Source organism: Ruegeria sp. R13_0 (assembly GCF_017743995.1).
GTDB lineage: Bacteria > Pseudomonadota > Alphaproteobacteria > Rhodobacterales > Rhodobacteraceae > Ruegeria.
Map to the genome: position 1 here is coordinate 154181 of NZ_JAGHRB010000007.1, position 18494 is coordinate 172674.

General features: G+C 59.0%; 14 protein-coding genes. 3 read left to right on the forward strand and 11 right to left on the reverse strand.

Going from position 1 to position 18494, the window contains the following annotated elements:
• Position 1: 1 nt before the first annotated feature.
• The 4 genes from J7394_RS11215 to J7394_RS11230 form a co-directional block, all read right to left on the reverse strand.
• A complete protein-coding gene (locus tag J7394_RS11215) occupies positions 2-952 on the reverse strand; it encodes an ABC transporter permease (RefSeq protein ID WP_209253049.1) in 951 nt (316 codons plus the stop codon).
• Positions 949-1926, reverse strand: coding sequence for an ABC transporter permease (locus J7394_RS11220; protein WP_170483132.1), 978 nt, complete (start codon positions 1924-1926; stop codon positions 949-951). Before J7394_RS11220 ends, J7394_RS11215 begins: the two co-directional genes overlap by 4 nt.
• Positions 1927-2032: 106 nt before the next feature.
• Entirely contained in the window at positions 2033-3598 is a 1566-nt protein-coding gene (locus J7394_RS11225) for an ABC transporter substrate-binding protein (protein ID WP_209253051.1), read from the reverse strand.
• Between the two features lie 90 nt (positions 3599-3688).
• Positions 3689-5269 carry an ABC transporter substrate-binding protein gene (locus J7394_RS11230; protein ID WP_209253053.1) on the reverse strand — a complete coding sequence of 527 codons (1581 nt, stop codon included), beginning with the start codon at positions 5267-5269 and terminating at the stop codon, positions 3689-3691.
• Between the two features lie 263 nt (positions 5270-5532).
• On the opposite strand from J7394_RS11230, the gene J7394_RS11235 reads away from it, so the two are divergent.
• The 3 genes from J7394_RS11235 (at position 5533) to J7394_RS11245 (ending at position 11523) form a co-directional block, all read left to right on the forward strand.
• A complete protein-coding gene (locus J7394_RS11235; RefSeq protein ID WP_209253055.1) occupies positions 5533-7275 on the forward strand; it encodes a type I secretion system permease/ATPase in 1743 nt (580 codons plus the stop codon).
• Positions 7272-8579, forward strand: coding sequence for an HlyD family type I secretion periplasmic adaptor subunit (locus J7394_RS11240; protein ID WP_209253057.1), 1308 nt, complete (start codon positions 7272-7274; stop codon positions 8577-8579). The genes J7394_RS11235 and J7394_RS11240 overlap by 4 nt, the downstream gene beginning before the upstream one ends.
• Before the next feature lie 154 nt (positions 8580-8733).
• Positions 8734-11523: a bifunctional aconitate hydratase 2/2-methylisocitrate dehydratase gene (locus J7394_RS11245; protein WP_209253059.1), complete on the forward strand. Its 2790-nt coding sequence runs from the start codon at positions 8734-8736 to the stop codon at positions 11521-11523.
• A gap of 72 nt (positions 11524-11595) precedes the next feature.
• On the opposite strand, the gene J7394_RS11250 is transcribed toward J7394_RS11245, so the two are convergent.
• The 7 genes from J7394_RS11250 to J7394_RS11280 all read right to left on the reverse strand — a co-directional run bounded on the left by J7394_RS11250 (position 11596) and on the right by J7394_RS11280 (position 18472).
• A complete protein-coding gene (locus J7394_RS11250) occupies positions 11596-12471 on the reverse strand; it encodes an SDR family NAD(P)-dependent oxidoreductase (RefSeq protein WP_209253060.1) in 876 nt (291 codons plus the stop codon).
• A gap of 9 nt (positions 12472-12480) precedes the next feature.
• Positions 12481-12891 (reverse strand): hypothetical protein, encoded by a 411-nt coding sequence (locus J7394_RS11255; RefSeq protein WP_209253061.1) that lies wholly within the window; start codon positions 12889-12891, stop codon positions 12481-12483.
• A gap of 244 nt (positions 12892-13135) precedes the next feature.
• The gene (mtnA, locus tag J7394_RS11260; RefSeq protein WP_209253062.1) at positions 13136-14236 is read right to left on the reverse strand and encodes an S-methyl-5-thioribose-1-phosphate isomerase; all 1101 of its coding nucleotides are present in this window, start codon (positions 14234-14236) and stop codon (positions 13136-13138) included.
• Between the two features lie 105 nt (positions 14237-14341).
• Positions 14342-15643, reverse strand: a complete 1302-nt coding sequence (locus J7394_RS11265) for an FAD-binding oxidoreductase (RefSeq protein WP_209253063.1) — start codon at positions 15641-15643, stop codon at positions 14342-14344.
• Entirely contained in the window at positions 15640-16458 is an 819-nt protein-coding gene (locus J7394_RS11270; RefSeq protein WP_209253064.1) for an ABC transporter permease, read from the reverse strand. The genes J7394_RS11265 and J7394_RS11270 overlap by 4 nt, the downstream gene beginning before the upstream one ends.
• The gene (locus J7394_RS11275) at positions 16455-17345 is read right to left on the reverse strand and encodes an ABC transporter permease subunit (protein WP_170376046.1); all 891 of its coding nucleotides are present in this window, start codon (positions 17343-17345) and stop codon (positions 16455-16457) included. Before J7394_RS11275 ends, J7394_RS11270 begins: the two co-directional genes overlap by 4 nt.
• Positions 17345-18472 (reverse strand): ABC transporter ATP-binding protein, encoded by a 1128-nt coding sequence (locus J7394_RS11280; RefSeq protein ID WP_209253065.1) that lies wholly within the window; start codon positions 18470-18472, stop codon positions 17345-17347. Before J7394_RS11280 ends, J7394_RS11275 begins: the two co-directional genes overlap by 1 nt.
• Positions 18473-18494 lie beyond the last annotated feature (22 nt).

The following is an 18494-nucleotide window of genomic DNA, read 5'->3' on the forward strand; positions in this document are numbered from 1 at the left end:
GTCACCGCAGTTTTGGGTTCAGCGCATCGCGCAGCCAGTCGCCCAGCAGGTTCACGGACAGGGCGAGGGCCAGAAGGGTGCAGGCGGGGAAGAACAGAATCCACCACTCTCCCGAGAACAGGAACCCCTGTCCAATGCGGATCAGCGTTCCCAGCGAAGGTTGGGTCGGAGGCGCGCCGACGCCAAGGAAGCTCAGCGTCGCCTCGGCGATGATGGCCAGCGCCAGCGAGATGGTGGCGATCACCAGAACCGGGCTGAGGACATTGGGCAGGATATGACGGAACATGATCGGGATCGAGCCGCGACCGATCAGTCGCGCAGCCTGCACATATTCCTTGTTCTTTTCGACCAGCGCTGCCCCGCGGACGACGCGCGCAAACTGCACCCAATCGGACAAGGCGATGGCGATGATGAGCACATAGATCGCCATTTCATCGCGATATTCAGGCGGGGTCACGCCCTTGGCGATGCCAAAGATCAGCATAGCTACCAGAATGGCTGGAAAGGTCAGCTGGACGTCGGCGATCCGCATGATCAGCGTTTCGACCCAGCCACCAAAATAGGCCGCGACCAAACCCAGAACGACTCCGATGATCAGAGCCAGCAATACGGCGGCAGCCCCGACGAACAAGGAAATGCGCAGCCCGTAGAGGATGGTCGAGAATACGTCCCGACCCTGGTCATCCGTGCCCAGCAGGAAGGTTTCCTGCGTAAACGCATTCGGTGTGCCCGGCGGTGTGAAGCCGTTCATCAGGTTCAAAGTCGCCGGATCGAACGGATTGTAAGGCGCGATCAAGGGCGCGAAAATAGCACAAAACACAAGGATCAGGACAACAGCCGAGGCGATGACAGCCACGGGCGAATGCCGAAAAGACCATGCGAAATCGCTGTCCCACGCTTTGGCAAAGCGCGACTTGGAGGCGGGTTGCGGGGTTTCGATCGTTTCGGTCATGTAGCCCTCGCGTCGACACGCAGGCGCGGGTCAATGGCATAGTAGAGAAGATCGACGATCAGGTTGATCGTCACGAACATGACCGAAATCAGCATCAGATAGGCGGCCATGACGGGAATATCGACGAACTGGATCGCGTTGATGAACAGCAGCCCGACACCGGGCCATTGGAACACGGTCTCAGTGATGATGGCAAAGGCGATAATTGACCCCAACTGCAGACCAGTGATCGTGATCACCGGCACCAGCGTGTTTTTCAGCGCGTGGCGGAAGTTGATCACCCTGTCCGACAGCCCTCGGGCTCGGGCGAAACGGACGTAGTCGGCGCGCAGGACCTCGAGCATCTCGGACCGCACCAGACGCATGATCAGGGTCATCTGATACAGGCCCAGCGTAATCGCCGGCAGGATCAGTGCCTTCAGGCCCGAGGTCGTTAGAAACCCGGTTGACCAGCCTCCGATCATGACCGTCTCACCCCTGCCGAAACTGGGTAAGAGGTCAAGTTCGACCGAGAAGATGTAAATCAGCAATATCCCGATCAGGAAGGTGGGCAGAGAGACCCCGATCAGACTGACCGTCATGATGATATTCGCCGCAACCCCTTGTCGTCGGATCGCGGTGAAGACGCCCAGCGCAATGCCCATCGTGATGGCGAGAAAGCCTGACACGAAGGCCAGCTCAAGCGTCGCGGGCGCGCGTTCGGCGATGATGGTCGAGACCGGGCGGCCCTGACGATAGGAGACGCCGAAGTTGCCCTGAACGGCACCCTGCAGGAACTTGGCGTATTGCACGATAAACGGCTGATCGAGGCCCAATTCCGTCCTCAACCGGTCGATATCGGCCTGTGTGCGTTCCTGACCCAGCATGTTGTCGATCGGATCGCCGACAAAACGAAACATCGAGAACGCGACCAGACCCACGACCAGCAAAACGATCACGGATTGGAACATCCTTCGAACAATATATGCGAACATTCAGAATCCCCGGTTGATCGGCCTGTCTAAGCCGCGTCTGACCAAATGGTCAAGATACCGCTAACGAAACAGGGGCCAGAACGACCCGGCCCCTTGAACAGCGTTTTCAGTTTACGGTCACCCACCGCAGGATGAAGAAGTTGTCCGGGCGTTGGGTCAGCTCGATATTGCTGCGCGTTCCCCAGACCAGAGGTTGCACATACATCGGAACATAGACCTGCTCATCCTGAATGATGCTGGTGACCTCGTCCAGCATGGCCTGACGGGCGCCTTCATCCAGTTCGGATTGAATCTGCGGCAGCAGTTCATCGACACGCGCGTTCGAGAAGCCGCCGAAATTCCAGCTGCCCAGCTTTTTCTCTTCGTTGGGTGTCGCGACCAGAAAGCGCACCGGATGTTCGGCGTCGAACGTGCCCGGGCTCCAGCCCAGCAGGTACATGTCATAATTGTCTTCGCGCAGCTCGGGCCAGTAGTTGCGCACCGGCATCGCGTCCAGTTCGGCAGTTAATCCGATCTGCGCGAGCATGCCGACAATCGCCTGACAGACGGCCTCGTCATTCAGATAGCGATCATTGGGGCATTTGAGGCCGAACGAAAACCCATCCGCGTATCCGGCCTCGGCCAGCAAGGCCTTTGCAGCCTCGACATCGTAGGCGGGTCGCTCTGCGTTGGCCGCCGAGTAACCGCTCATCGCAGGGCTTACGAGCTGTGAGGCCGCCTCAGCACTACCACGCATGATCGTGGCAAGGATCGCGTCGACATTCACCGCATGCGCCACAGCCTGACGTACGCGCGCATCCCGAAATGGGTTCGGTTTGCCAGCATCGTCGGTATATTTCAGGGCCTCAGCCTGATGATCAAAGCCCAGCATGATCACGCGGGCCTCGATCCCCTGAATGACCTCGACCTCATCATTGCCCTGAAGGCGCGCCACGTCCTGAATCGGAACGGGCTCAATCATATCGACGTCGCCGGACAGCAAGGCCGCGACCGCAGTGGCAGAGTTCTGAATCGGGTTGAATTCGGCGCGGGTAATGTTGTGCTCGGCTTCACCCCACCAACCGTCAAAAGGTTCCAACACGGTGCGCAGACCGGGCTCGCGCGCGGTGATCTGAAACGCGCCGGTTCCGTTGGCATTCAGCGTCGCGTAGTTTCCGGTTTCCTTGTCGGGTAGAGCGGCCTCATTGGTCTCAGCCCAGCCCTGATCCATGATCATCCAGTTTGCGATGGACGACGGGAAAAGCGGGTTGGGTGCTGTTGTCATGAAATCGACGGTATAGTCATCCACCACCTTGACCTCGCTGATCGGTGCAAACCAGCTGCGGGTATCCGAGACCTCATCCGAAGCGCGTAGATAGCTGAACAGAACGTCCTGCGCGTCGAATGTGCTGCCATCGTGGAACGTTACGCCCTCGCGCAGGGTGAACCGCCAGCCTTCGCCGTCTCCAATCGGTTCCCAACTAGTGGCCAAAGCGGGCTCGACGCTCATGTCCTTGCCGCGGCGGACCAGCCCTTCGTAGACATTGTTGAGGAAGCCCAGAACAGCAGCCGAATTGACGGCATGCGGGTCCATGGTCTGTGGATCGGTGGTCGAGGCCCATTTGAACTCGGCCGCCTGAGCAGCGCTTGCGGCCAAAAAGGCCAAACCGATGGCCGTTGCCTTGAAGGTCATGGCGATACCTCTCTGTTTTAGGTGAACTGTCGTGAAACACCAAATGACAGGGCGCTGGTCCGCGCCCTGCCCTGTCTTGGGTCCTGAACCTTAGTTCATGGTGAAGTATTTGATCTTCGGCGAATCTTCCGGCTCAACGATAGTGCCAACATTCGACTTCATACCCCAGTTCAGCACTTGGTGGTGGATCGGGATATACAGCTGATCATCCTGCACAACCTGCCAGATCTCGGCAATCTGGGCGTCGCGCTTCGGAAGGTCGGTTTCAGAGGCCAACCCCTGGATCTTGGCGTCCAACTCTGGGTTGTTGTAGCGGGTCGCATTCCACGAGCCGTATTTCTCACCCTTGGTGTGAACCAGGAAGTTGAAGATATACTCCGAGTCGTAGGTTGGAACGCCCCAGCCCAGCATGTAGAAGTCGGTCTCGAGGTTCGAGAGCAGCGGGAAATGCTGCGCCTTGGGTTTGGCATCCAGATTCACCGTGACACCAATCTGCGCCAGCATGCCGACGGCAGCCTGACAGATCGCTTCGTCGTTGACATAGCGGTCGTTCGGGCAGTTCAGCGTGATCGAGAACCCATCCGGGTATCCAGCCTCGGCCATCATGGCCTTGGCGCCTTCGATATCGGTCGTGGAGGAGCTGTCCATGCCCTCATCCCAACCGTTCACGAAAGGCGGTGCGATCATGCCAGCAGGGGCCGACTGGCCACGCATAACGACCTGTTTGATAGCATCCCGGTTGATGGCCTTGGACATCGCCTGACGCACGCGTACGTCGGCCAGCGGGTTCTTCCCGTCCACATTATCCGAGCCCAGATCAGCATCACCCATGTTCATGCCGAAGAAGATCACCCGGTTCTGAGGCGCGGTCCGCACGTCCAGACCATCGGTATCCGCAACGCGGGCCAAATCCTGCACCGGAACGTCCTGAATGAAATCGACCTCACCCGACAGCAAAGCAGCAACCCGGGTCGCGGCGTTCTGGATCGGGGTATAGATGATCTCGGTCACTTCCAGGGGGAACTCATCCCTACCCCAGTAGTTCTCGTTCGCGGTCAGAACAGTTTTCACGTCGGGTTCACGGCTGACCAGCTTGTAGGGGCCGGTACCGTTGGCGTTCTTGGCGGCGAATGTGTCCTCGCCCCCTTCATAGTCCTGCACCTTCACGGCGTTATTCGCCTCGGCCCAAGCCTTGTCCATCATGAACATGTTGGTCAGGTTGTTGGGCATGATCGGGTTCGGACCGTCGGTTTCAATCTCAACCGTGTATTTGTCCGGCGCGCGCACTTCTTTGACCGAGGCCAGCAGCTCTTTGTAGTCCGAATCTGGCGTCATCGCGCGGTTGAGCGAGAAGACAACGTCTTCGCTGTCGAACTCGGCGCCGTCATGGAAGGTCACGCCTTCACGCAGTTTGAACACCCAGACGTTCGGGTTTTCCTCGGACGGGGCCCATTCGGTCGCCAGCGACGGCACAAGCGCCCCGGCATGGTCGCGCATCACCAGCGTTTCCATGATCTGATGCGCCATGGCCGAGGTCGGACCCTCGTTCTGCGCATGCGGGTCCATCGTCAGCGAGTCGCCCGCGCGCGCCCAGCGCAGCGTTTCCGCAGAGGCAGCACCGGCCAACAGGGCCATGGCACTGGCTGCGACCAGCAAGTGTTTCACTTTCATTGTAATCTCCCCAATTCTTTTTTGACCCGCACGGATGGCGGGTGATCGACGAAGCGCGATCAACGTGCCCTTGATAATCCAAATCATTCTGAAACTTGCAATGCCTAATTGGGGTGCAGCTTTCGTCCGGGGGTTTACCGTTTGGCCGGATTTCGCTGGTTCTGTGACGATCGAGTTGCATACCGTTTCTCTTTCTTCGAGACTCGGTTCGCGGTAAAAAAACGTAGCCGCATCAGGCTGGACATCGTGTCGGGGACATTGATTTGAAACAGACAAACCGCAAACCGCCCAACCCGAGGCGAGAGCTTCAGAGCGTGCGCAACCAGAGCGTATCGTTTCTGGGTGTCGCGTTTCTATTCAGCATCTTCGTCAACCTGCTGATGCTGACCGGGCCGCTGTTCATGCTTCAGGTCTATGACCGGGTTCTCAGTTCGCGCTCGGTCGAGACGCTTACGGCACTGTTTCTGCTAGTCGGGCTGCTCTACGGCCTGATGGCCATGCTGGATTACGCGCGCGGCCGGATCGTGGCGCGTTTCGGGGCCAAATTCCAATCCTCACTGGACGAGAGGGTTTTTGACGGAACCATCCGGAGGGCACTGTATCCACAGGTGCGTTCCGCCCCGGCAACGGCCTTGCGCGATCTGGAGGCCGTGCGGTCGCTTTGCGCCTCGCCCGTATTCCTCGCCGTTATGGATATTCCGTGGACGCCCGTTTTTCTGGCGGCGATCTTCCTGTTTCACCCGCTGCTCGGCTGGCTGGCGGTTGCTGGTGGTAGCTTGCTCATCGTCATCGCATTGCTCAACCAGGTCCTCACCAAACAGAAGGTGGCCGAAGCACAGGTTGCCTCTGGCCGGGCCAATGCTTTTGCGGAACAAGCGCGACAAGCTGCCGAGGTTGTTCGGTCGCAAGGCATGCAGGGCGACGTCGCGCAGCGCTGGTTGTCACAGCGCAGCAACGCCTTGTCACAGAGCATCTCGGCCAGCGACTGGACCGGTAGTTTTACGTCTTTGACCAAATCGCTGCGCTTGTTCCTGCAATCAGCGATGCTGGCGCTTGGCGCTTGGCTGGTGTTGCGCAACGAGATGACAGCCGGGGCCATGATCGCCGGTTCGATCTTGCTGGGCCGCGCTTTGGCACCTGTGGAAATGGCGGTAGGCCAATGGGGGCTGATCGAAAACGCGCGAACCGCGTGGTCTCGTCTTGGCACCTTCCTCGATGAAACTCCGCCTGAGCAAACCAAAACCAAGCTGCCCGTGCCCGAGGCGCGTCTCGTCGCAAAAGGTCTGACGGTCATTCCGCCGGGCGTTCAAAAGCCGACCCTGCGCAATGCCTCGCTGCTATTGGAACCCGGCAAGGCGCTGGGTGTGATCGGCAAAAGTGGCTCGGGCAAGACAACTCTGGCCAAGGCGCTTTTGGGTCTGCTGACCCCCGCAGCGGGCGAGATTCGCTTGGGTGGCGCGACACTGGATCAATATGCAGCAGATGATCTGGGCCACTACATTGGTTACCTGCCGCAGCAGGTCACGCTGTTCAACGGAACCGTGACAGAGAACATCGCCCGGATGTCGCAACAACCCGATGACGCCGCTGTTGTCGCCGCCGCAAAGAAGGCCAACGCACATGAGCTGATTATGTCTTTGGAGAAGGGCTATGACACCTTTCTGGAAGGCAATGACAGCCAGTTGTCCGGCGGTCAGAAACAACGGATCGCGCTTGCCCGAGCGCTCTATGGTGATCCTGTTCTGCTGATTTTGGATGAGCCGAACTCGGCCTTGGATGCGGATGGCACCGAAGCGCTGAACCGCGCGGTGCGCAGCCTCAAGAAAAGCGGCAAGGCCGCGATCATCATGACGCACCGCCCGCAGGCGATTTCCGAATGTGATGACCTGATCGTGGTTGAGAAAGGCCAGATCGTCAAAGCAGGCAGCCGGGACGAAGTTCTGGGCTCGATGGTCCAGAATGCCGGTGCGATCAAACGGCACCTCAATAAAGTGGGTGAGAAATGAGCAACCCTCCTGCGCGCCGCAGTTGGCGCATAACCTTCCCAGCAACTGTGGGCTTTTTTGCGCTGCTCATCCTTGTTGTGGGCATCGGCATCTGGAGCGTTCGGACCCAACTGGCCGGTGCGATCATCTCACAGGGTGTGATCGAGGTGCAAAGCAACCGTCAAGTGGTAGAGCATCCCGATGGCGGGGTCGTCGGCGAGATTTTTGTGCGCGACGGGGATCTGGTGGAAAGCGGCGATTTACTATTACGTCTCGACGATACGTTTCTGGCCTCGGAGAAAACGGTAGTCGAGTCGCAATTGTTCGAACTGCTCAGTCGTCAGGCCCGGTTGGAAGCGGAACGCGATGGGGCCACCTCCGAGGAGTTGGCGGCAAAGCTGCGCGATGTACAGCAACGCGAAAACATCCCAGACGATCTGATCGCAGGTCAGCAGCGCTTGTTTGACGCCCGCAACGAGACTTTGACGCAACAGACTGAACAATTGACTCGTCAGAAAACCCAGATCGAAAACGAAATCGACGGCACACAGGCGCAGTTAACCGCCGCCCAAAAACAAGTGGAGCTGATCAGTGAAGAGCTCAAGGATCAGGAAAGCCTGTTGCAGCGCGGCTTGACGCAGGCCAGCCGTGTATCTGCCCTGCAACGTGAAGAGGCCAACCTGACAGGCGCCATCGGGCGGCTCGAGGCGACCATCGCCCGACTGAAAGGGCAAATCGCCTCGACTGAGATCCAAATACTGGAGCTGAACGCGACCCGCCGCGAAGAAGCGATTACAACGCTGCGTGACGCACAGACGCGCATCGCAGAGCTTGCTGAACGGCGCCTATCGCTGACCGAGCGCCTTTCGCGTCTGGATATTCGCGCGCCCGTTTCTGGAACCGTTTATGACAGTCAGGTTTTCGCCCTGCAGTCGGTCATCCAACCGGCTGAACAGATGATGTATGTGGTGCCTCAGGATACGCCGCTTCTTGTGGCAGCCAAGGTCGATGCGATCCACGTGGACCAGCTGTTTCGTGGGCAAGAGGTCGCCCTGCGCTTTCCCAGTTTCAACCAACGTGAAACCCCGGAACTGGATGGCCATGTCATCAATGTCTCGGCAGATACATTCACCGATGAAGGCACAGGCTTTACCTTCTACCGGGCCGAGCTGGTTCCTGATGACGGTCAGCTGGATCGCTTGAACGGGCAAACTCTGCTGCCCGGCATGCCGGTCGAGGCGATGATCAAAACCGATGAGCGCACTCCGCTGTCCTACCTGACCAAGCCACTGACCGACTACTTCACGCGGGCATTCCGGGAATAACACATCGCGCCTGGGGCAACCTGTCCCAGTGTCGCGACTTGCAATCTCTATTGATTTAGTATACCGCCGCATACAAAGAGCAAATCCGGGCATCAGACCCATGTCTGAGCCCGGGACCTCAAGCACCTTCTAATGCCAATACGTCGGGATAGCCATGAGCCTGTATACTGATTACCTTGCCGAGATCGAAACACGCAAAGCGCAGGGGTTGAACCCCAAACCCGTCGATGACGGTGCCCTGACAAAAGAGATCATCGACCAGATCCGCGACCCTCAGAATGAACACCGTGCGGACTCGCTGCACTTCTTCATCTACAACACCCTGCCCGGCACAACCAGCGCCGCGGGCGAGAAGGCGGCGTTTCTGAAAGAGATCATTCTGGGTCAGGCCGATGTCGAAGAAATCTCGCAGGATTTCGCGTTCGAGTTGCTGTCGCACATGAAGGGCGGCCCCTCGGTCAAGGTACTGCTGGATCTGGCATTGGGCGACGATGCGGCAATTGCGGGCAAAGCGGCTGAGGTTCTGAAGACTCAGGTCTTCCTCTATGACGCGGATACCGACCGGCTGAAAGCAGCGCTCGATGCAGGGAATGCCGTCGCGAAAGACATCCTTGAAAGCTACGCCAAGGCCGAGTTCTTCACCAAACTGCCTGCCATTGATGAAGAGATCGAAGTCGTCACCTATGTTGCTGCCGAGGGTGACATCTCGACCGACCTGCTGTCGCCCGGCAATCAGGCACACTCGCGCGCGGACCGCGAATTGCACGGCAAATGCCTGATCTCCGAGACCGCACAACAAGAGATCGAAGCGCTCAAGCTGAAGCACCCAGGCAAGCGCGTCATGCTGATCGCGGAAAAAGGCACCATGGGTGTGGGATCGTCCCGTATGTCGGGTGTGAACAACGTGGCCCTGTGGACCGGCAAACAAGCCAGCCCCTATGTGCCCTTTGTCAACTACGCCCCCATCGTTGCGGGCACCAACGGAATTTCGCCGATCTTCCTGACCACTGTCGGCGTGACCGGCGGCATCGGGCTGGACCTGAAGAACTGGGTCAAAAAGGTCGATGAGGATGGCAACGCAATCCTCAACAATGACGGCAACCCGATCCTGGAAGAGAAGTACTCGGTTGCCACTGGTACGGTTCTGAAGATCAACACCAAAGACCACAAACTGCTGAGCGAAGACGGGGAAGAGCTAGTCGACGTGACCTCGTCCTTCACACCGCAAAAGGTCGAGTTCATGAAGGCAGGCGGTTCCTACGCCATCGTCTTTGGTAAGAAATTGCAGACATTCGCAGCCGAGGCACTGGGTGTTGAAGCACCGCTGGTCTTTGCGCCGTCGAAAGAAATCAGCCACGAGGGCCAGGGCCTGACAGCGGTTGAAAAGATCTTCAACAAGAACGCCGTGGGTACCACCCCCGGCAAGACCCTGCATGCCGGATCGGACGTGCGCGTCAAGGTCAACATCGTCGGCTCGCAGGACACAACCGGCCTGATGACCATGCAAGAACTTGAGTCGATGGCGGCAACTGTTGTCTCGCCCATCGTCGACGGGGCGTATCAGTCCGGCTGTCACACGGCCTCTGTGTGGGATGCTAAGGCGCAAGCCAACACCCCCCGCCTGATGAAATTCATGAATGACTTCGGCCTTGTCACCGGGCGTGACCCGAAAGGCGTTTACCATTCGATGACCGACGTGATCCACAAAGTGCTGAACGACATCACCGTGGATGACTGGTCGGTCATCATCGGCGGCGACAGCCACACTCGTATGTCCAAAGGCGTGGCCTTCGGGGCGGACTCGGGCACTGTTGCTTTGGCGCTGGCCACGGGTGAGGCTTCGATGCCGATCCCTGAATCGGTCAAGGTGACCTTCAAAGGCACGATGGCCGAGCATATGGATTTCCGCGACGTCGTGCATGCCACCCAAGCGCAGATGCTGGAACAGCATGGCGACAACGTGTTCCAGGGCCGCGTGATCGAAGTTCACATCGGCACGCTGCTGGCCGACCAAGCCTTCACCTTCACCGACTGGACGGCTGAGATGAAAGCAAAGGCATCGGTCTGTATCTCGAATGACGAGACACTGATCGGCTCGCTTGAGCTGGCCAAGTCGCGCATCCAGATCATGATCGACAAAGGCATGGAGCATGAAAACGGCATGCTGCAAAAGCTGATCAACATCGCCGATGCGCGCATTGCCGAGATCAAGTCTGGCGAAAAGCCAGCGCTGCGCCCGGATGACAACGCGAAATACTACGCTGAGGTTATCGTTGATCTGGACCAGATCGTTGAACCGATGATCGCCGACCCGGATGTCAACAACGCCGATGTGTCCAAGCGCTATACCCACGACACGATCCGCCCGATCTCGTACTACAATGCCGAAAAGCATGTGGATCTGGGCTTTGTCGGCTCGTGCATGGTGCATAAGGGCGACATCAAGATCGTGGCCCAGATGCTGAAGAACCTTGAAAAGGAAACCGGCAAGGTCGAATTTCAGGCCCCGCTGGTCGTCGCAGCCCCGACCTACAACATCATTGACGAGTTGAAGGAAGAGGGCGACTGGGAAGTGCTCGAGAAATACTCGGGCTTCGAATTCGACGACCTGTTCCCGAAGGAAAAGGCGCGGACCGAGTACGAGAACATCCTGTATCTCGAACGTCCTGGCTGTAACTTGTGCATGGGCAACCAGGAAAAAGCCGCCAAGGGCGACACGGTTCTGGCCACCTCGACCCGCCTTTTCCAGGGCCGCGTCGTGGCAGATGCGCCCGACAAGAAGGGTGAGTCCCTACTGGCCTCGACCCCAGTTGTTGTCCTGTCGGCCATTCTGGGCCGGACGCCCACGATCGAGGAATACAAAGCCTCGGTGGAAGGGATCGACCTGACCAAGTTCGCCCCACCGGTTGCGAAAAACCCGGCCACTCAATCGGCGCATTTCTAACGCCGCATTGGACAAGTCTTTCCTACGCGCGGCCGTTCATCGGTCGCGCGCAGGTGTTTTCAGGGGGCGAAGCTAGCGCAGTTCGGCCTCAGTATTGCCACCATCGACCGTGATGACGTGGCCGGTCGTGCGCTCCATCAAAGCCAGATTGACGAACCCTTCGGCGACATGATGCGCCTCGACCTCGCGGCCCAGAAGGTTGCCGCCCATATAGACCTCTTCGCTGACACCTCGCGCGGCGGCGCGTTCCTTGATGAACGCATCCGTCAGCAGGCCTGATCTGATCTTGTCAGCATTGACCCCGTTGACCCGAATACCAGCCCCCGCCAGTTCCAGCGCCAGTTGCCGCATCAGGAACATCGTGGCGGCTTTGGGGGTTCCATAGGCGCCTAGATTGCGACCGGGATTGACCGCCTGTTTGGAGATATTGAACAGTATCTGCCCACCACGCCCCTGATCCTGCATCAACTTGGCAGCGGCGGTGGCAAAAGCCTTGTGCGCGAAAAAGTTCAACTCGAAAGCCGCTCGGAAGACATCATCCTCCAGCTCGACCAGAGCGCCCCCTGTGGCCGTACCCGCATTCGACACGAGAAAATCCAGCCCACCCAAGGCCGTGACCGCATCGGTCATCGCGTTATCGGCAGCGTTAGCTTGCGCGATGTCGAGCGCGCAGGCCGCATGCCAGCGACCCAACTGGGATAGTGCGGCATCCAGAGCCGCTTGATCCCGATCCACCAGAACGACATTCGCGCCCTTGGCCGCAAAGGCCTTGGCGGTTGCCAGACCAATCGCGCCTGCCCCTCCGGTCACCATGACGACCCGGCCCTGAAACGGCGGAGGGGTGCCTTTGCCCAACTTTGCTTGCTCCAACGACCAATATTCGCAATCGAACATGTCCTTTTCACCGATGGGATAGAACCCGCCCGCATCTTCTGCGACGGCGCGCACGCGGATGTTCTACTCGGCCAGATCAGCCGAGGCTGAGGCCGCCTTGGCGTTCACCCCAATCCCCAGAACACCGATCCCTGCGATCCACGCATGTTTGGGATCAGGGGTCAGCATGGTCTTGGGTTCCGCGGCCTGAGGGGCCTGACGGTCGAAATAGGCGCGGTAATCCACAGCGAAGGCTTCGACCTTGGCCTTGATGCTCTCTCGGTCGGTTAGGTCCGCCTGTTTCAGCACCAGCGGCCGGCCCTTGGTACGTAGCACGTGATCCGGTGAGGCCATGCCGCGAGTCGCCAGCGCGTCCACATCGCCGCGCGCCATAAACGCATGTGTCGCGGAGCCATTTCTTAGATCAAAGACCGGCATTGCGCCGTCCCGATCCGCCGTGACCTCGGCGATCACACCACGCAAGACGGGCAACATTTCCAGCCCGTTGGCAGGCAGACGTTCACCAATTGGCGTCAGTTCGGTCAGGCCGAGATAGTCAGCTACCTCATTGGTATGCTGAACGATCTTGTCATAGCTTTCCTGCGCGGTGGCTCCAAAGGCGAAATTACCATGTCTTCGTCCGACAGCTTAACGCGCGCAGCTTCAACAGCGGCTCAAGCCATACACCCGGCAGTCCGGGCGCTTCGATCATGTCTTTTGTATCCTTGTCTTTCTGCGCTCAGGCGGCTTGGCCAACCTTTTCGGGGAACATGGCTGCCAGACCTTCGGCGCTGGCGTCGCAGACGCCCCGCTCGGTGATCAAGCCGGTGACCAGACGGTTCGGCGTGACGTCAAAGGCCGGGTTGCCCACATCCGAGCCTTCGGGGACCACGCAAACCTCACCGATGCCGCCCTCTGTCATGCCGAACACATGCGAGATTTCGCGGTCCGGTCGGTCCTCGATCGGGATTTCGGCGACCCCGTCCCGAAGCGTCCAATCGATGGTGGGTGAGGGCAAGGCCACATAAAACGGCACGTTGTTGTCACGCGCGGCCAGGGCCTTAAGATAGGTGCCGATCTTGTTGCAGACATCGCCGGTTGAGGTGGTCCGATCTGTCCCGGTGATCACCAGATCGACCAGACCATGCTGCATCAGGTGACCGCCTGCATTGTCGACGATGTATTGATGACTGATGCCATGTTCGCCCAACTCCCACGCAGTCAAGGCCCCTTGGTTCCGGGGTCGCGTTTCATCAACCCAGACATGGATCGGCACCCCGGCGTTATGCGCCTGATACATCGGGCTGGTCGCAGTGCCCCAATCCACGGTGGCCAGCCACCCGGCATTGCAATGGGTCAGCAGGCGCACCGGTTCACCCGCGGGTTTGCGGGCGGCGATGTCGCGGATCAAAGCAAGCCCATGTTCTCCGATCAGGCGATTGATCTCGACATCCTCTTCGCAGATCTCGTCCGCCAACGCCCAGGCCGCAGCGGCGCGTTGATCGGGCGGCAGGGGCAGCAAGGCCTCCCGGCAGCGCTGCAACGCCCAGTTCAGGTTCACCGCCGTTGGGCGGGTCGCGTTCAGAACCGAAGCTGAATGTTCAAAATTCTGATCAGACGGGTCCCGAGACATCGCCTCCGCCATACCATAAGCAGCGGTCGCCCCGATCAGAGGCGCGCCACGCACCCACATCTCGCGGATTGCGGCCTCAAACTCGGCCAGAGAGGACAGGGTGGCGATCCGGAAATCATGCGGCAGCCAGCGCTGGTCGATGATCCTGACTTCACCGCTTTCAGCGTCGCGCCAGATCGAGTGGTAGTGAACACCGCCAATTTTCATCTTCTGCCCTCCGGTCGGGTTTCATGGGGTCTGCCACACGTTCCAGTATTTTCACGCAGGCCTCAAGCGCCGATGGGTTGTTTCTGTTTCACCTTTGGCAGCGGATCACAGATCGGCCAGTCCCATGGCGGCATAGGCGGGCGGCATCAGGGCGCGTCGCCACCGGCCTAAAGGAAAGCGCCGGGCGGTCTCGGACATGACATTTGGCAATCCGCTGGTCTGACCCAGCGCCAACCGCGCCAGAGCCCGACCGCTATAGGTGCCCATGGCGACCCCGTTGCCGTGATAAGCAAAGCCCGCAAACATCCCTGCCTGTCCCGGAACCGGCCCAACAAAAGGCACCAGATCGCGCGACATGCACACCATGCCCGACCAGATGTGTGTAGCGTCCACCTCGGACCATGCCGGGAACATACGCTTGAAGTCGCGCTGCACCTGCATGCGGATCGCTGCCTCAGCTTTGGGTGAGGACAGCAGCCCGCCCCGCATGCCAAACAGGAACCGGCCATCCGGCATCAGGCGGAAATAGTGCAACAGATTGCGCGTATCGTAGGACATCTGATCCGAGGTCCAACCCTGCGCCGCCTTCTCGACCTGTGTCAGAGGACGGGTGACAAGCACCGTGGATTGGGCTGGCATGTAACGCGCCGACATCCAGGACGGGATATCTTCGCTGGAGTACCCATTGGTGCAGGCCAACACCTTGTTGGCTCGGATTTGGCCTTTTGGTGTTCGTACAGCAAAGCCTGACGCGGTCTTCTCAATGCTCAGAACGGGGCTGTTCTGAAAAAACACTGCGCCTTGCGCCTGCGCGGCTTGGGTGAGGCCAAAAAGGTATTTCCGGGGGTTGAGACCGAAGCCAACCGGAGTTGTGTACCCACCGTGAAACGGCCCATTCAGGCCTAGACCGGACAGATCAGCAGCTTCGTGCAGTATGCCGTTCTCATCGGCATTGTGCCTCAGTGCCTCCATCGCGCGGCGGGAATGGGCCAGTTGCGTCTCACCTTTTGAATGCCGATCCACGTCGATCCCGTAGCGGTCCAGAAGGCTTGCGACGAGTTGCACCGCGTCGCTTTCAGCCTCGGAATAAGCTTGCGCCGAAGCCTCACCAAAGCGGCGACACATGGCCTTGTAGCTGAGTTTTGATCCCCCCAGACAGCAGAACCCACCATTGCGTCCCGAAGCCCCCCAACCGGGTGTTTCGGCTTCACATACTGCGACGGACACGGCGGCATCCGCCAGATGCAGTGCGGCCGAAGCTCCGGTGAAGCCGCCACCGATTATGGCAACATCAACCTGCAAATCACCCTGCTGTTCAGGCCAGTCGGGGGCGGCGATCGTTTCGTCCCACCAGCACCCCTGCCTTGGCCCATCACCATAGGTGTAGTCTGGAAATATCCGTTTCATTCGGCGCGCATAGCGGCCATCTCATCCTGCTTTTGCCGCATCATGGTACGCTTCGTGACCAATGAGGCGGTGATGACGCCGATCGTCACAACCGCGATCATGAGGGTCGACAGCGCGTTAATCTCAGGGCTGACACCGAGCCGCACGGCCGAGAAAATCTTGATCGGCAAGGTCGTGGCCGACGGACCCGAAGTAAAGGATGCGATCACCAGATCATCCAGCGACAAGGTAAACGCCAGCAGCCAGCCTGAGATCACCGCCGGTGCGATGATCGGCAGGGTTACCAGACGAAACGCTTGCGCGGGCGAGCAACCAAGGTCCAAGGCGGCCTCTTCCAGCGACTGGTCAAAGGTCACAAGACGCGAGGAGACAACCACCGACACAAAGCACATCGAAAAGGTCGTATGGGCCAGAACGATGGTCAGAATCCCCCGGTCCAATCCTATGCCGATGAAGAGCAGCAACAGGGACAGGCCGGTGATCACCTCTGGCATGACCAGCGGCGCGTAGATCATTCCCGAGAATAGGGTGCGGCCAAAGAAGCGCCCTCCGCGTACCAGGACATAGGCCGCGGCGGTGCCCAGAATGGTTGCCAATGTCGATGAGAACACCGCCACCCGGATCGTCACCCATGCCGCGTCCAGAAACGCTTCGTTTTGGGCCAGCTCTCCGTACCATTTGGTCGAGAACCCCGCCCAAACAGTGACCAGTTTGCTTTCGTTGAAGCTGAAGATGATTAGGATGATCATCGGGATATACAGGAACGCGAACCCTAGCGTCAGGGAAACCGTGTTGAACCAGCTTAACCTGTTCATTTCTCGGCCTCCGCCTGTTTCTGCTGGTTGCGCTGGAACAGCACAATCGGCACCACGAGGATCAGCAACAGAACCACCGCCACCGCGCTTGCGACCGGCCAGTCACGGTTTGAGAAGAACTCCTCCCACAGAACCTTGCCGATCATCAGGGTGCCCGAGCCGCCCAGAAGCGAGGGGATCACGAACTCACCGATCACCGGGATCATCACAAGGAAACAGCCCGCAATGATGCCGGGGCGCGACAAGGGGATCGTCACCAGCCAGAAGGCCTGAAGGCGCGAGCATCCAAGATCCTCGGCGGCTTCGATTAGCGACTCGTCCATGCGCTCCAACGAGGAATAGATCGGCAGGATCATGAACGGCAGATAGGTGTAGACGATCCCGATATAGACCGCCGTATTGGTGTTCAGAATGGTCAACGGGGTCGAGATGATACCCGTCCAAAGCAAGAGCTGGTTCAGATACCCCTCGTTCGAAAGGATCCCCATCCACGCGTAAACGCGGATTAGGAATGAGGTCCAGAACGGAAGGATCACCAGCATCATAAGTGTCGGTCGCCATTCGGCCGGCGCGCGCGCCATGCCATAGGCAATCGGGTATCCCACCAGCAACGTCAGAAAGGTTGAGATCACAGCGATCTTCAGGCTGGAAAGGTAAGCCTTCCAATACAGGTCATCCTCGGTCAGCCAGACGAAATTCTCAAAGTCCAGCTGGCTGAAGAAATCCTTGATCCCGGCCCAACCCTGCGACAGGTCCAAGGTCGGCGTGTAGGGCGGGATCGCCAGTTCCGTGTCCGAGAGTGAGATTTTCAGGACGATGAAAAACGGCACCAGAAACAGCGCCAACAACCAGACATAAGGAACTGCGATCAGCAGCGCGCGGCGCATCAGCTTGCCAACAGGACCGCAGCCGTTGCTGTCCAGGACAGCCAGACCGGGTCTTCCCATGTGAATGACCGGCGCGAGATGCGGCGAGTATTGGCCGTCTGCGCCTTGATGATCGTGCCATTCGGCAATTCGACATGATAGGTTGAGAGGTTACCCAGATAAGCGATGTCCAACACCTTGCCTTGCACGGCATTGATTGCCTCGGCAGGGCGGTCGGTTGAGATCGTCACTTTCTCGGGCCGGATCGCCAGGTGGCAGGCCTGACCCTCCGAGAAGCCGTTCGCCGAGGTCGCCGTCAGCGGAGCCTGCCCTTCGGCCCAGTCGATCCGATAGGTTTCCTCACCATTCGCGGTGGCGTGGCCTTTGATGATGTTTACGTCGCCGATAAAGTCAGCGACATAGACCGAGTTCGGGTTTTCATAGATGCGATCGGGCGTGGCGACCTGCATCAGCTTGCCCTGATCCATTACCGCCACGCGGCTGGCCACGGTCATGGCTTCCTCCTGATCGTGGGTGACGATAACAAAGGTTGTGCCGGTCTTCTCCTGAATATCCATCAATTCAAACTGCGTGTCCTGCCGCAGTTTCTTGTCCAACGCGCCCAGAGGTTCGTCCAACAGCAACAGCTTAGGCGCCTTCGCCAGCGACCGGGCCAGCGCGACCCGTTGCCGTTGACCGCCCGAGATCTGATGCGGCTTGCGGCGGGCGAATTGCTCGAGCCGGGTCAAGCGCAGCATCTCTTCCACCCGGTCCTCAAGGTCATGCCTTGGCATGTTGTCCCGGCGCAGACCGAAGGCGATATTTTCCCAGATGCTGAGATGCGGAAACAGCGCGTAGGACTGGAACATCATGTTCACTGCGCGTTTGTTGGGCGGGATCGGGTCAATGTCCTGACCGCCCAGAATGATGTGCCCTTCGGTCGGCGTTTCGAACCCCGCCAGCATCCGCATCATCGTCGTCTTGCCGCAACCCGACGGACCGAGCAGGGCAAAGAATTCTTTCTCGAAAATGTCCAGCGACAGATTGTCTATGGCCGTGAAATCTCCAAACCGTTTGGTGACATTCTGGAATTGGATCAAGGGTTTCGCCTGCGGGTCATCCCACGGCGCAAAGACGTCAGAGTTCAAAACGGCCCCCGTTCGACAATCT

Coding starts and splice junctions, on each gene's coding strand:
- J7394_RS11240 (WP_209253057.1), top strand. CDS start 7,272: ATGAGCAACCCTCCTGCGCGCCGCAGTTGGCGCATAACCTTCCCAGCA.
- J7394_RS11275 (WP_170376046.1), bottom strand. CDS start 17,345: ATGCGCCGCGCGCTGCTGATCGCAGTTCCTTATGTCTGGTTGTTGGCG.
- J7394_RS11245 (WP_209253059.1), top strand. CDS start 8,734: ATGAGCCTGTATACTGATTACCTTGCCGAGATCGAAACACGCAAAGCG.
- J7394_RS11255 (WP_209253061.1), bottom strand. CDS start 12,891: ATGTTGCCCGTCTTGCGTGGTGTGATCGCCGAGGTCACGGCGGATCGG.
- J7394_RS11270 (WP_209253064.1), bottom strand. CDS start 16,458: ATGAACAGGTTAAGCTGGTTCAACACGGTTTCCCTGACGCTAGGGTTC.
- mtnA (WP_209253062.1), bottom strand. CDS start 14,236: ATGAAAATTGGCGGTGTTCACTACCACTCGATCTGGCGCGACGCTGAA.
- J7394_RS11265 (WP_209253063.1), bottom strand. CDS start 15,643: ATGAAACGGATATTTCCAGACTACACCTATGGTGATGGGCCAAGGCAG.
- J7394_RS11225 (WP_209253051.1), bottom strand. CDS start 3,598: ATGACCTTCAAGGCAACGGCCATCGGTTTGGCCTTTTTGGCCGCAAGC.
- J7394_RS11220 (WP_170483132.1), bottom strand. CDS start 1,926: ATGTTCGCATATATTGTTCGAAGGATGTTCCAATCCGTGATCGTTTTG.
- J7394_RS11230 (WP_209253053.1), bottom strand. CDS start 5,269: ATGAAAGTGAAACACTTGCTGGTCGCAGCCAGTGCCATGGCCCTGTTG.
- J7394_RS11215 (WP_209253049.1), bottom strand. CDS start 952: ATGACCGAAACGATCGAAACCCCGCAACCCGCCTCCAAGTCGCGCTTT.